A 14,447-nucleotide genomic window follows, 5' to 3' on the forward strand; every position below is an offset into this window, starting at 1 on the left:
TACACATAACAAAGCCACAGCATGTGTATTTCAGTATTATTTAAAACGTAGAGTTAAATATTATCCATCCCTGATTTTACAGGATTATTCCAGAGCCAAATGTAAAATGCAAAGGAATATATGCCAGGTACACAACAGTGTACGATACTGGCAATTAAACAAATAATTCAACCAGGAAGAAACAGACTTTTCAGTTTCTTCTGATCATTGCAAGGAAAAAATAGCGAGATGGAATCGATGGAACAAATAGGTACGGTCGAAAGTCTTTGCCCTGAGTGTCTTAAAAAGATTGACGGAGTGAAGTACGTAGAGGATGGAAAAGTATACATCAAGAAGGAATGCCCTGATCATGGGAGCTTCACAGCCCTCATCTCAAGCGACATCGAACATTATCGCCTGATGGACGATTGTTTCGATGTAGACAGAGCAAAAGTAAAAGCACCTCTGACCGATGTAGAAAGAGGCTGTCCTTTCGACTGTGGAATATGCCCTGAACACAAACAGGATACCTGCCTTGCAGTCGTAGAGGTAACTGACAGATGTAATATGGGATGCACCTATTGCTTTGCGAACTCATCAATGGATGAAAGCCTCGATCCGGACATGGAAACAATAAGAGGAATGTTCGAGACCGTCCTGAAATGCCAGAACAAACCCACATGTATACAGATATCCGGTGGCGAGCCCACGCTAAGGAACGATCTTGCGGAAATAATAGAGATGGGGAAGGAAATGGGCATCGACCATATAGAACTGAACACTAACGGTAACAGGATCGCAAGGGATCAGGATTACTTTGATAAGGTCGCAGCAGCAGGTATCGATTCACTTTACCTGGGATTCGATGGAGTTTCCGATGACATATACATCCAGAGAACCGGGAAAAAACAATATGACATAAAAGCCGAAGTCGTCAAACGATGTGAGAAAGCCGGATTAGGTGTGGTACTTGTCCCACTGGTTGCAAAGAATTATAACCTCCACGAGGTCGGCAAGATAATAGACTTTGCAAGCCAGCACCTCCCAACAATAAGGGGTGTACACTTCCAGCCAGTGTTCTTCTCAGGAAGGTCACCTGAGGAAATGGAAGCAAGGGTAACCATACATGAACTCCTTGAAGCGATCGAGGAGCAAACAGATAGTCAAATAAAGGTTGATAACTTCACACCAGCACTCATGCCTACAGCCCATTGCGGAGCAACATGCCTGACCTTAGTAGCCCCCAATGGTGGATACATGCCACTTACAAACGTATCCCAGGGTGCAATGAAGTCAGCATCAGACGTTGCTAGCAAGACAAAGGGTTCCATCATGGGAAGATGGAAGGGTGCTGAAGAAGATGCAAAGTCCTCATGTGGTGACCTCATGGTAAAGAGTTCATGCTGCGAAACACCACTCAGCCAGATAACAATCAAGAGTTCCTGTTGTGAAACACCTATCAGCAACCTCACAATAAAAGGATCATGCTGCGAGAAGCCCATCAGTGATCTTTCCCCTGGAAGTATCAATACCAATGATTCAGGCGGATGGGGAGAATTCATAGAAATGAGTATGAACAGCTACCTTACCATCTCGACCATGGCATTCCAGGATGTATGGACCTACGAGAAAGAAAGGGTTGAGAATTGCTGCATACATGTTGTTACACGTGATGGAAGGTTTGTGCCATTCTGCAACTACAACATGACAGACTGCAATGGCAACTTCCTTTACAGAAAGGAAGAAGAAGATAATTAAATTAGTACACTAAACGAGTTATCCATAACTGGATAACATCTTTTTTTTATTGTCTTTAATGATACCTTCATATAAGTTTAAACCATATTGATTTCAAATTTTAGCTGGAGGAAATAATCTTGAGTCTTTCTGAAAAAATAAGCACTTCCATTCGTATGAATGTAGCAAAAAGAAAACTGGAGTCCAGGAAGATCGACCACAGAGATGGCAACCCATTGGAACAGTGGGGAGTTGCCAAGATCAAAAACGATATCAAAGCTAATAAAGAACTTAAGCAGCTTTTTGAACCCAATAAACTTAGCAGGGAAGATATCAAGGAATACAAACTCTTCAAGTTCCGTGAACTTATGGCTTATGTAATGGAAAACAGCAACTATTACAAGGAGATCTTTGAGAAAGAAGGAATTGACCCCTCACAGATCAAGACATACGAGGACCTGGCAAAGATCCCACTTACACCACCAGAAGATCTTGCTGCACACCCATACCACTTCCTCTGCATATCCAGGAACAAGATCGTGCGAGAGTTCACAAGCTCCGGAACTACCAATATCAGAAAAATGATAGCATACAGCCAGGACGAGATCCTTGAGATAGTAGATGCCATCATATCTGCACTCAAGATGCTGGAGATGGATTCAAAGGATGATACATTACACATAATGTACCCCACCATAACTGCCACCTGGGATCCTGGTATGATATTGGGCAAGGCATGTACACTTGCTGGAGCAAAATCGGTCATAAACGATTCAGAAAATATCGAAGATCAGATCAATACAATGATCGAAGCAGGTTCAACCCATATTATAGGACTATCATCATTTGTTCACAAATTATCCATGGAAGCTAAGGATATAGATGGAATAAAAGACATTGGTATTAAGAAGATAATCTGCTCCTCAGAGCCACTTACAGAGTCCATGCGAGAAGATATCGAGAGTATCTGGGGATGCCAGGCCCTGAGACAATGGGGAATGACAGAACTGGGACTTGCCAATGCAATTGAATGCTCCGAGCAGCATGGATTCCATGTCGACAACCCCGATTTCCTGATAGAAATCGTTGACCCTAAGACCAGGGAAATACTGCCACCAGGAGAAGAAGGAGAACTGGTCGTCACCACCCTTAGGAGAAAGTGCATGCCACTCATCCGATACAGTACAAGGGATATAACCTCGATCATCGACGAAATCTGCGAATGTGGTGCATTACTGGACCAGAGAATATCAGATATTAAAAGGATGCCAAAATAAGCTTCCTTCACCTTTCTTTTTTATTCTATAATTGCGACTTTCAGCCATAGCTATGATTTCATCATATCATTATACCAGTTCTTGCACTATAAAGACATAGGGCATTTCAACGAGTTTCAAAATAAACAGTGTCAATGCATGCGTATTTCAATACTTTTTAAAACGTAGATTTATATTTGATACTTGCTTCGTCAACAGTGTTAAGACACTGATAATTGGAGTAATTAGAAATGAGGATGCTAGAAGAGTTTTTCCCGGAATTCACAGATAAACTGGATGATATCGATAAGATGTATGCAGAAATGCGTCCAATCGATGAGAAGACCTACCAATTCCTTTGTTTTGCATTATCCATTAAAGCAAGATCCAAGCCATGTGTACTCAAACATTTCAAGGGAGCACTTGATGCAGGTGCCACAGTCAAAGAGCTGTCATACATACTTGCTTTAACCATGAGAGAAGCTGCAGGTGCAGATGACTGCTGGACACACGACGTAATAGGAGAATGGAAAGATATAGTGGAAGGGAATGTCTGTTGCAGTTGCATGGGCGACGAATAAACAAGCATCTACCCAGTTTACACCATTCAAATTCCAAAGGTAGTAACATGAACGAATCAATGAGAAAATACCTGGCCGAATTTGTTTCAACGTTCGCGCTTGTGTTTGTAGCCACAGGAGCAGTGGCTACGGATAACATGTCCAACGGTTCACTGGGACTCATTGGAATAGCAGTGGCATCAGGCCTCATTGTTATGGCAATGGTATATGCTACAAAGCACATATCAGGAGCACACATAAATCCAGCCGTAACAATAGCAATGTTCATGACCAGGAAAATTGGTGCCATTGATTCAGTTTCATACATCATAGCACAAATATCAGGTGCAATTATCGCAAGCCTTATGGTACTCACAATATTTCCAGGAGCTGTTGCAGACGTTAATCTTGGAGCAACAAGCCTTGCATCTGAAATTGATATCAGAGCAGGGATAATGGTAGAAGCTACCCTTACATTTATGCTGGTATTCACCATCTTCGGATCTGCTATCGATAAGCGTGCTCCGAAAGGTTTTGCAGGATTTGCCATTGGAGTGGCAGTATTACTGGCAATCCTTGTAGGTGGTCCCATTACAGGTGCATCAATGAATCCTGCAAGGTCTTTTGGACCTGCTCTGGCAGCAGGATATTGGGCGAACCAGGCAGTTTACTGGATAGGACCCATCATAGGCGGAACCATTGCAGCATTACTTTATGAGAATGTCTTTGCTGAGAAGATGCCAACAGAAAATAAAGCATAAATAGAAATAACCTTTTTTGAAAATGAATAGCTTAAGAAAAATCTTAAGCCCTGTATTTACAGGTCACATCACATCTCTTGTTGATCTCAGTGTAATCACACACTACAGACAGGTCCAGATCATCTGACCAATTAATGTCAAAGAGCCTTGATATATAGGCAGTACCTTCTTCCAAAGAAATCCTGACTGCTTTTTTACAACAACGTGCTCCACCTGAATCTGCAATTGTCATTAAGGTACAGGAAGTTGACCACATTGCATGTGAACGTGGCTCTGGCGTCAAAGGTGTTGCTCCAAGAATTATACTGACAGTTATGCCCACACCAGTCCCCCCACCACACACACCATACAGACCGCAATAGCCACCAGGTACCTTTTTTCCTCGCTCTATTGCCTCAATTATAGCACCATCGTCATTCTTACCCACATAATTTAGATATGCGGTAGTCAAAACTGCAGGTATCAGGGCATGATGTTCAGGCCCATGCATATGGATACTGGGATGGAGCATTAAGGCTTCTGCAATTTGCATAGGATTTACGAGATCGGTGTTCAGGCACACATTCTTTATGACATCCACTGCATCCTTCGAATGGCAACTATTGCAAACATAATGACCACCCTTACATTTGAAGTAACCCTCCTCCTCAACACCACAATACTGACAAATTGCAGTGACAGGGTCACTCAAGTACTCAACTTCATTTCCGCAAACCATGCAGTTTGCCTTTTTATTGCCCAAATCCAAACTTATCAGATCCAATTATAACACCTTCATAATCAATTCAACAAACCTTCCATTTACATAAAGACGTATGAATGGAAAATGCAGTTAAACTTTTTCATTTGGTTTGCCAACACATATTGAAATTGTCCGGTTAATTTTCAATTATTTTGATTTCGAAGGATGATTGGGCAAAATCCATCCGTTTTCAAAAAATATACAGGAATATCTGCCATTTCAAAACATTTTAAAAAATAACTTTATAGTCTATAAAAATAGTGCAGGCAGATTATATGAAAAAGTACACCATTAGAATATAACATACAGTCACAAAAAATAAAAAAAATGAATGGCTTAAGAAATATCTTAAGGCCTGTATTTACACGCCACATCACATTGTTTGTTAAGATCACTGTACTTGCACTTTACAGACAGGTCAAGTTCTTTAGCCCAATCCACACCAAACATTTCGGATATATAAGCAACGCCTTCTTCCACACCTATACGAGTTGCTTTTTTACAGCACCTGACGCCACCTGCATCAGCAACGCGTTTCAAGCCCTTTGAGGTAGCCCAGTTAGCGTGTGAGCGAGGATGAGGAGTGAAAGCTGTAGCATCTGAAAGTACACTAACAGCTATACCAACTCCAAGACCACCACCACATGCACCACATAGGAAACAGAAACCACCAGGAACCTTCTTTCCACGTTCGATTGCCTCCAGGATCTGCTTTTCGTTCTTTTGACCAAGATAATTCTGATAAGCAGCAACAAGAGCTGCAGGGAGGAGAGAATGATGCTCAGGTCCGAACATATGGATCTTGGGATGCTCAAGCATTTTTTCTGCCAGAGTCATGGGATTCTTCAGTTCTGTGTTCAAGCAGATGTTCTTGATCACATCCAAAGCATCGTGGGTATGACAATTCTCGCAGACGTAATGACCCCCCACACATTTGAAATATGATTTTTCTTCGATTCCACAGTAGTGACATTTGGAGTCGACTGACTCTTTCATGTACTCTACTTCATCCCCACATATCATGCAGTTTACTTTTTGATCAATAATATCCAATTTAATCACCTGACTGAGTATAACTTAAATATTCAAAATCAATTAAATGTTCCTTTTTATTGAAGAATAATGAAACTAATATGAATCTAAAGTTTATTGCCATTATTATTGTTTTTTTATTATAAATATCATTGCTATTAGTACTACTACTCCCTAAGCTGATATCTGGAGATCCGCATTAGCCAGTTTGTTGGCAAGCGACATACAAGGGAACGACCTATTCCAAGGAATCTTCCCGGAACCACCAGATCTTTACCACGCTCCATGGCGCGATAAGCATCCCGAGCCACCACATCAGGAGTTACGCACATCCATGAATCAAAGGTTTTTGTTTTTCCCATTCCAGCAGCATCCTGGAAACCTGTGCCCTTTACCGCAGTGGGACAAACAGCCATCACACGCACCTTTGAGCCTTTTTCACACAGCTCAAAATTCAGGGCACGGCTGAAGTTCAGCACAAAGCTCTTACTTGCACCATAGGTGGCAAAATAGGGATTTGGCTGGAAGGCAGATATAGAGGACATATTGATGATCTGACCACAGTCACGATCCATCATATCACGGACATATAGGCGGTTTATGTGGTAGAGTGTACCCACATGTAACTGCAACATGGATAGCTCCCTATCAACATCTATCGTGTCTACAAAGCCATAAGTACCAAATCCTGCGCAGTTAACCAGTACATCGATTTGGATATCATTTTCCTTTGTGAAATCGTAGAGTGATTCTGCTGCACCGTGTTGTGCAAGATCCTGCGCTTTTATGAGAACCTCTGACTCAGGATATGTATCAAGCAAGTTATTCTTTGCATCTTCAAGCTCCTTGAGTGGATTGGCCACCAGCAATAGTCGATAGCCATCACGGGCAAACAGCCTGGCAAATTCAAGCCCAATGCCACTTGAACCACCTGTGATCAATGCTGTTCTTTTGCCTGCCAGGTTCATTTTTTCGGCCACCAGTACATCATTCATAGGAATCACATCCACCTGTAAAGAGTCTGTATAAGGATCTTCACACGATTAGTGTATGGAGGATAGAGCATGCTCAATGTACCCCATTTGCGACGTATGACACTCCTCTCATTGGAAAATGCCTTGAATGCATGGACACCAATGGATTTCCCGATACCACTGTCATTAACGCCCCCAAAAGGAAGATAGGGATTGCTATATCCAAGCATATAATCATTGATGACCGTGCCACCTGCAGAGGTCTCACCCATAAAGTAGTCTACGTTTTCACGGTCGTGACTGGAAATGTAAAGTGTAAGAGGTTTAGGCCGCTTGCGTATGATATCCCGAACCTCCGAACGTTGGGAGAAGGTCACAACGGGCAGCATTGGACCAAATATCTCTTCCTGCATGATATTCATATCATCCGAAACATTGTCTATCAAAGTAGGCGAAATAAATCGCTCTGACTCCTTGAAGTCAGCCCCCACACGCACGCGTGCACCTTTGGCAATCGCATCATCATAAAGAGACTTCAAGCGCTGGAAATGAAAATCATTGATTATGCGGCAATAATCAGGAGAATTCTCAATACCCTTTCCATCGGGATCATAGAATTCCTGTACTGCACCATTGAATTCGTCAATAAATGAATCACTTATTGAATCATGCAGAATCAGGTAATCAGGAGTTATACAGGTCTGTCCATTATTCATCAACTTACTCCAGGCAGCCCCCCTGGCAGCTTTACGGACATTTGCAGTTTTATCCACAATGGCAGGAGATTTCCCACCAAGCTCCAGCGTAACACTGGCAAGGTGTTTGGCAGCTGCAGTCATTACTATCCTGCCAACTTGAGGGCTGCCAGTGAAGAAAATATGATTGAACGGCTGGTCGAGCAATTCCTGTGCGACAGAAGGACCACCTTCAAATACAGCCACCTCACTTTCATCAAATAGTTCATTGATCATTTTCTTAATGAAAGCTGAAGTATTTGCAGATACTTCACTGGGTTTTATTATAGCGGCATTACCTGATGCAATGGCATATACCAGTGGGACAAGAGAAAGATTAAAAGGATAGTTCCATGGAGCCATGATGAGGACAACACCTTTTGGCTCATAACGTATGTACGAGCGAGTGCCCACCATGGGAAGAGGAGTTTTGACTTTTTGTGATCTCATCCAGCTGCGTAATTTTTTGCGTGTATGGGATATCTGTGCCTGAACAACGCCAATTTCTGTTGCAATTACCTCCACCTCATGCTTACGAAAATCCTTTTGCATGGCATCACAGAGTTCTGTAACCCTGTTTTCATCCTTGAGGTATTTGTCAATTCGCAACAGGCGTTCAATCCTCTCGCTGGGACCCATGCGAGCCAGCTCAGGGGCATGTTCCTGCTGTAACTTAAAGACTCTTTGAATGTCCCGATTCATCTAAATCTATCTTAGTATCATCGTTTATTAATTAGTTGGCTAAAAGAAGAATAAAACCTGAAACAGATACTTCAAATGATAAATTTGTAGTATCCGGCAGGTTTAAAGTATGAATGGGATCAAACCTCAAAGAATCCCAGCAATGAGAGTATGTAGAACGTTGTCATCACAACAGCTGCAAGAGCTTCCAGGCGACCCCATTTCTTGACCCCTTTTATATAATCATTAAGTGTGAGGCATACCCAGAGAAGGAAGACATACCCTGCCATAAGTGAAAAGAAGGAAAAGTCAGGGTGTGACCATGTTCCCAGTGTCTCTCCGGTGAACTCCGTCAATACCGTAAAAAATGCCACGAAATATGCCAGTCGCAATTGAGCAAGGCCCTTGAAGAGCATGAACACGATGAAGAACTTAAACAATATTGCCACTATGTCATGTGACAGGCTGAAAATTGAATAATCAACTATGAACAATGTTACCATGCTTAGAACAGCTAAGTAATTCATACGATGGAACCACCGCTTCTTTGAAAAAGCACCTTCAAAACCCTTCCACAGGTTGTGTGCGGACCAGAATATGGTACCATAGCCAGGCAAAAGCCAGATCGGTACACCAAAATAGACACCGCCAAGGTATGTGAAATAACCATGCTGCACACCAAGAACCTCATGTATATAACCAATAACCGATGCCACTACAAGAAAAATCCTTCCTTTGGAACAACTGGTCTTCCAGAATATGAGCCAGATAGTTGAAAGTATAATAGTAGGTGGGATCTCAGCCCACAGATTCCAGGAGCCTATGGCAGAAGGTGGTATTCCAACCCATATATTCTCGGAGTAAGTGTAGCGATACATTATCAACGTACCGAAAATGGTAACAAGCATGAAAATAGGGAAATACCAGACATTTGTCAGCAACAGCTGCCCCTTATCCCTTAAAATACACTTATGAGAAGAGGATTTCGATCCTAAATTAAACATTATATTTTGCATAACTGGGAACTTTTTTGACATTGGGACTACCCGTCTCTTGTTTTTTATAAGATACTGGCCACTCATTAAAATATTCCAATGAACTGCGCGTCTTATGTTGTTTTTCGATTGTATTTGCTATTACTTGTTATAGACATAGCAGAGATTAGTAAAGGAGTAATTAGATGATAAAATTAAAAGACATATGTTAGTATAATATATCTAAAAAAATGTTTTCCGGGCAGTTGCTAAAAAAGCATAGCCTACCCGAAAAGCGATTTGTTTTATATTTGAACTTAGTACTTGTGGTTCTTTGCCATCTCGACCATTGCCTGAAGTGCGGCATTTGGGGTCTTGCTGACAATTCCACAGCCAGGTGCGAGGAGATCTACGCCTGCATCAAGAGCTTTCTGTGAAACATCCTTGACAGATTCAGGGGTGCCCTTCCAGAGTGCTGCTACAGGGTCAAGGTTTCCGATGATTACTGCCTTGTCTACCTTGCTCTTTGCGTTTGCAACATCTACACTCTGATCTACACTGATACCATCAACACCAGATGATTCCATGAGCTCGAGACTCATTGTTGTGTCACCACAGATGTGGATTACAGTTGCTACGTCTCTCTCATGCATTGCATCAACGATCTTCTTGTGTGCAGGAACTACAAACTTGTTGTAGTATTCGTCACCAATGAGCATTGCGCTTGCTGTTGGGTCAATGATGACCATTGTGTCTGCACCGTTGTCTACCATCTTGTTTGCGTATGCAAGATTGAACTCGGTTGCGAGGTCAAGAAGTGCTGTTGCGAATGCTTCGTCGGTCATGATTGCCATGAACCAGTCGTCACCATTCATGTGCTGTGCAAGGGAGAAAGGACCGAGCATACTTCCCATGATTGGAAGTTCAGCGCCATATTTGCCTGCGAGGATCTTTACAGCATCACATACTGTAGCTACTCTGCCCTGGTTGATGTCGAAGCCCTTGAGTTTCTCAACATCTGAGATGTCTTTTACACAGTGGCTGCTGACGGATGGCTGCTGTTCCTTTGTACCTGCTTTGATACCGCATCCGAAGAACTCAGCTTCTGCACTGATATCGAATGGTACACGCACAGCTTCAAAACCTATTACTGTGTGACCTGCTTCTGCGAGTGCTGCCATCTTTTCTGCATCATCATTTGCTTCTGGCCAGAATGCGCCACATGCTTCCATCTGTTCTACTGTTGCTGTCTGAGTGACAGAGACTGCTGGCATCCTGTCAACAGATTCTCCTCTCAGTGCACGTGCTAATCTTTCTTTTGGTGTATATTCAGCCATTGAAATAAACTCCTAATATCGTTTAATAGATAATAGCCCAACTGACATGTCAGTTAGACAAGATGAATTGCCTTAATATATTTAATAATAGTGCCTGTTAACACACTACGCAAATAACTGTGTTTACTTACCTTAAAAACGAATCTGGCCCGTACTATAACCAACCGTTACAGTGAAATAAACCAACCCTGAAAACCGATTGCTTGACGCCCACCCAATCGTTATTATAAGTAGTAAAATTTGAAATTTGTACAGCTCAAAAACTGTACAAATTTCAGTAGTTTAACAAATTAATTGCTTAGCAGATGAATTACCATCTGTCTGCTGGAAGTGCCTTTGCTACATCCATTGCCCAGTTTGCAGCTTCCATGGAATCAACTGTTGAGAAGTCAGCGCCGATCTCTTCTGCGAAGTCCTTGGTGATTGGTGCTCCACCGATTACGACCTTTACCTTGTCTCTGATGCCCTGTGCATTGAGTGTGTCCATGATCTTCTGCATGTTGTCCATTGTGGAGGTCATGAGTGTGCTCATGGAGATTACGTCAGCCTTGTGCTCTACAGCTGCCTTTGCGAAGTCCTCGATTGGTACATCCTTACCAAGGTCTACTGCTTCGAAACCTACTGCACTCATCATGGTCTTTACAAGGTTCTTACCGATGTCGTGTACATCTCCTTCTACTGTACCGATAATGAGTACTTTCCTTACACCACCGCCCTCGAGCTTGATGTGTGGGACGAGAAGGTCCATACCTGCATACATTGCGTTGGAAGCCATGAGAAGGTGTGGCATGAATACTTCTTTAGCATCGTATTTTTCGCTCATGATCTTCATGCCTTCTGCAAGACCGTTGATTACTGCCTCATATGGGTCTACGCCTTCGTCGAGTGCTTTCTGTGCTAATTCTGCTGCTACGTCTTTCTTACCGCCGACTACTGCGTCGGTGAGTCCCTGTATAATTTCTTCTGCTGTCATAAAATGCCTCCAAATATTTTAGGTCGTGGTCGAGAACGGTGAAACGGGTCCACCACTAACCACTTTAAAGTTATTAGTTTCTGAGCCAACAATACAAATTCTAAATTTGTAATTATTGATTACAAACTCTACTTGGGTAGCCATATATAAAATATCTTATTTGGATTCATCAACCGCATTTTGCAAAATCATGCCGTTGATAAAAACAATAGCTTCGACAATATGCTTATTTTTGACGAATAATAAACGTAATCCTGCGAACAAGTTAATTTGATTAAAGAATAGAGAGATTTTAGCATTATGTATACCGATTAGCTCTGTTACATCAACTTCAATAGTTATGTTGAACAGGTAGACCTTGATTCCATGAGCACACAGCATAATAATTCCGCACATATATATAAAAACAAAATAATATAAATCTGCATATACGCATGGAGATATAAATAGCCAAACTTGTCCCAATTAGCCGGTTGGCTTAAATACTACGGGCAACTTCGTTCGCCCCGGTGACCGCGTCCCACACTCGCCCGAAATCTTTGGAGTCACCTGCAGAATACACCTCATTAGCAGTATTTTCCCTCAACAGCTCGTAGTAGAGTGCATTATCCGGCGTTCCACCTATGGCAAAAATAACATATTCCGCATCTATAACGTACTCTTCTATATTAGTAGGATCAAGAGATTTTTCAAAGGGATTTACCACATTATCAGGAATCAGAGGTTTCCATGGAGAATAAGGATCATCCCGTGCCCTGTTTACCCGCAGATGCGCTTTACCTTCAGAGAATTTTACAAGTTCTGAAGCATTGTAGACCTCAATAGCTTCATTTAACATATTCCCACCCTTACCGGAAGGAGAACCTTTACCCATCATCATCCACAACATCTGTGCCCTGTTGGTCTGGACAGTATCAGGCATCAAGGCATTGTTTCTCCCAACAATGGTAACTTTAATACCCTTTTCATAAGCAAGTGAATAAGCAAGCTCACAGCCAATTATCCCACCCCCGACCACCAGGACTTTCTTTACATCATCCGGTAACGTCATATCATTAAGCAGGAAATCCCTCGCTTCCTGATATCTCACAGAATCCATACCTTCTATAGGAGGAAGTTCTACCTTCAAACCATTACAACATATTATTACGTCAAACTTGCCTTTCAGATCAGCAGAATATACCTCTGTGTTAAATTCAACTTTCAGACCATCTTCTCTTAAAAGATCCACCTGATAAGCAAGGTTGTCGAGATATCTCTTCACATCATGCTTTATAACCATTTTACTGCCAATGTGCAACTGGCCACCTATGTGATCGTTCTTTTCGAAAAGAGTGACATCATGCCCACGTTTATGAGCAGTTATCGCTGCCTCACAACCAGCAGGACCAGCTCCAATGATAGCAACTTTCTTTATGGTCTCAGCCGGGGTCAGCTTCTTAGATTCCTCAAAGCCAGCATATGGATTTACCGAACAACATGGATGACCACCCATTTTGAAAGACTCTATGCAACCTTCATGATCACCAATACAATGAACTATCTCCCGAACCCTGCCTTCCTTCACTTTCCGTGGCCAGTAAGGATCGGCCAGAAGAGGACGACCAAGCATGACAAAATCCGCCCATTCATTTTCCAGTACTTTCTCAGCCCACTCAGGTTTACCCATCTTGCCTACCGCTATGACCTTTGCATTGATATCTTCTTTTCTGAAAAATTCCTTTAACCTGCCTGCGATCTCCTCAACATATATGGCATCATCAAAATATGCAGGAGGATGGGGCCAGAACCAATTATCGTAGCACCCCTTATCCACATCAAAGGCATCAACTCCAGCCTCATAGAGAACTTTACAGAATTGCAGGCCCTCTTCGATGCTCCGCTCCTTACCCCTGAAACGCTTTTGGAATATCTTGTCCCCATAACTTTCCTGTAATGCCTGTGTAAGGTCAAGACGATACATAATAGGATAATCCTCACCACATCGCCTCTTGATCTCCCTTACAACATCAATACCAAACTGGAATTTATTCCGATACCTTCCAAGCTTTCTTCGATTCCAGGGGTCAGATGTCAACTGGTCCATCAGGTAGCCTTCATGACCATGCAATTGAACCCCGTCAAAACCGGACATTTTTGCATTTGCAGCACACTGACCAAAACTTTTCACGATCTTTCTTATCTTGCGATCAGAAAAAGGAAGATGGGGCAATTGTGGCACATAGAAATTACGGTTTATGGAAGACGACTTCAACATCTTTCCTTTTAAAGCCACCTCAGGAGAACCAACCCTCCCAAGACCTGCGGTTAATTGAATAAATATCTTTGAACCATGTGGCTTGACTCCGGCAGTGAGATCCCTCCATCCCGAAAGCCGGGTTCGTGAAGTTCCATCTATGCGTGGAAAATAAGTAGTATCATTATCTTCTGAGACCGTGGGATCGATCCCATAGGAAACAGGGACCAGGCCTGTTATCAGAAGACCAGCACCGCCTTTTGCCCTCTCTATAAAATACTCGATCATCTTATCCATTGGACGACCAACGGGATCTGCCATATTGATATTGCCCATGGGAGCCATGACTATCCGATTCTTCAATTTGCATTTACCAATGCTATCAACTTCAAATAATCTGTCAAATGCCACGTTGATCACCGTTGTTCAAAAATTGCATGCTATTTTGGAATAAACATGAAACTATATTAT

The 14,447-nt window shown here is 42.3% G+C and carries 12 protein-coding genes; 4 read left to right on the forward strand and 8 right to left on the reverse strand.

Translation table 11 applies throughout. From position 1 onward, the window contains the following. Positions 1-237 precede the first annotated feature (237 nt). The 4 genes from V7O66_RS08065 (at position 238) to V7O66_RS08080 (ending at position 4,293) form a co-directional block, all read left to right on the forward strand. Positions 238-1,737 (forward strand): radical SAM protein, encoded by a 1,500-nt coding sequence (locus V7O66_RS08065; protein ID WP_406659794.1) that lies wholly within the window; start codon positions 238-240, stop codon positions 1,735-1,737. Between the two features lie 119 nt (positions 1,738-1,856). Continuing rightward, entirely contained in the window at positions 1,857-2,993 is a 1,137-nt protein-coding gene (locus V7O66_RS08070) for a phenylacetate--CoA ligase family protein (RefSeq protein ID WP_406659795.1), read from the forward strand. A 230-nt stretch (positions 2,994-3,223) separates the two neighbouring features. Next, positions 3,224-3,553, forward strand: a complete 330-nt coding sequence (locus V7O66_RS08075) for a carboxymuconolactone decarboxylase family protein (protein WP_406659796.1) — start codon at positions 3,224-3,226, stop codon at positions 3,551-3,553. A gap of 47 nt (positions 3,554-3,600) precedes the next feature. Then, entirely contained in the window at positions 3,601-4,293 is a 693-nt protein-coding gene (locus tag V7O66_RS08080; RefSeq protein ID WP_406659797.1) for an MIP/aquaporin family protein, read from the forward strand. A gap of 43 nt (positions 4,294-4,336) precedes the next feature. On the opposite strand, the gene V7O66_RS08085 is transcribed toward V7O66_RS08080, so the two are convergent. From V7O66_RS08085 to V7O66_RS08120, 8 genes are all read right to left on the reverse strand, one after another. After that, entirely contained in the window at positions 4,337-5,056 is a 720-nt protein-coding gene (locus tag V7O66_RS08085; protein ID WP_406659798.1) for a DUF5714 domain-containing protein, read from the reverse strand. 327 nt (positions 5,057-5,383) lie between these two features. Continuing rightward, positions 5,384-6,088 (reverse strand): DUF5714 domain-containing protein, encoded by a 705-nt coding sequence (locus V7O66_RS08090; RefSeq protein WP_406659799.1) that lies wholly within the window; start codon positions 6,086-6,088, stop codon positions 5,384-5,386. Positions 6,089-6,234: 146 nt separating this feature from the next. Beyond that, complete coding sequence (locus V7O66_RS08095; protein ID WP_406659800.1) at positions 6,235-7,062, reverse strand: SDR family NAD(P)-dependent oxidoreductase; 828 nt, start codon at positions 7,060-7,062, stop codon at positions 6,235-6,237. 5 nt (positions 7,063-7,067) lie between these two features. Then, positions 7,068-8,477, reverse strand: a complete 1,410-nt coding sequence (locus V7O66_RS08100; protein ID WP_406659801.1) for an aldehyde dehydrogenase family protein — start codon at positions 8,475-8,477, stop codon at positions 7,068-7,070. 119 nt (positions 8,478-8,596) lie between these two features. Beyond that, entirely contained in the window at positions 8,597-9,397 is an 801-nt protein-coding gene (locus V7O66_RS08105; RefSeq protein WP_406659802.1) for a hypothetical protein, read from the reverse strand. Positions 9,398-9,747: 350 nt separating this feature from the next. Next, the gene (gene mtbA, locus V7O66_RS08110) at positions 9,748-10,767 is read right to left on the reverse strand and encodes a methylcobamide:CoM methyltransferase MtbA (RefSeq protein WP_406659803.1); all 1,020 of its coding nucleotides are present in this window, start codon (positions 10,765-10,767) and stop codon (positions 9,748-9,750) included. A gap of 310 nt (positions 10,768-11,077) precedes the next feature. Further along, entirely contained in the window at positions 11,078-11,740 is a 663-nt protein-coding gene (locus tag V7O66_RS08115; RefSeq protein ID WP_406659804.1) for a corrinoid protein, read from the reverse strand. Positions 11,741-12,218: 478 nt separating this feature from the next. Further along, positions 12,219-14,387 (reverse strand): FAD-dependent oxidoreductase, encoded by a 2,169-nt coding sequence (locus V7O66_RS08120; protein ID WP_406659805.1) that lies wholly within the window; start codon positions 14,385-14,387, stop codon positions 12,219-12,221. Positions 14,388-14,447: the final 60 nt, after the last annotated feature.

The organism is Methanolobus sp. ZRKC3 (assembly GCF_045291275.1).
Classification (GTDB): domain Archaea; phylum Halobacteriota; class Methanosarcinia; order Methanosarcinales; family Methanosarcinaceae; genus Methanolobus.

Bases quoted from the DNA above. Each gene is read 5' to 3' on its own strand.
- V7O66_RS08080 (WP_406659797.1), top strand. From the start codon at position 3,601: ATGAACGAATCAATGAGAAAATACCTGGCCGAATTTGTTTCAACGTTC.
- V7O66_RS08100 (WP_406659801.1), bottom strand. From the start codon at position 8,477: ATGAATCGGGACATTCAAAGAGTCTTTAAGTTACAGCAGGAACATGCC.
- V7O66_RS08115 (WP_406659804.1), bottom strand. From the start codon at position 11,740: ATGACAGCAGAAGAAATTATACAGGGACTCACCGACGCAGTAGTCGGC.
- V7O66_RS08075 (WP_406659796.1), top strand. From the start codon at position 3,224: ATGAGGATGCTAGAAGAGTTTTTCCCGGAATTCACAGATAAACTGGAT.
- mtbA (WP_406659803.1), bottom strand. From the start codon at position 10,767: ATGGCTGAATATACACCAAAAGAAAGATTAGCACGTGCACTGAGAGGA.
- V7O66_RS08095 (WP_406659800.1), bottom strand. From the start codon at position 7,062: ATGAATGATGTACTGGTGGCCGAAAAAATGAACCTGGCAGGCAAAAGA.
- V7O66_RS08065 (WP_406659794.1), top strand. From the start codon at position 238: ATGGAACAAATAGGTACGGTCGAAAGTCTTTGCCCTGAGTGTCTTAAA.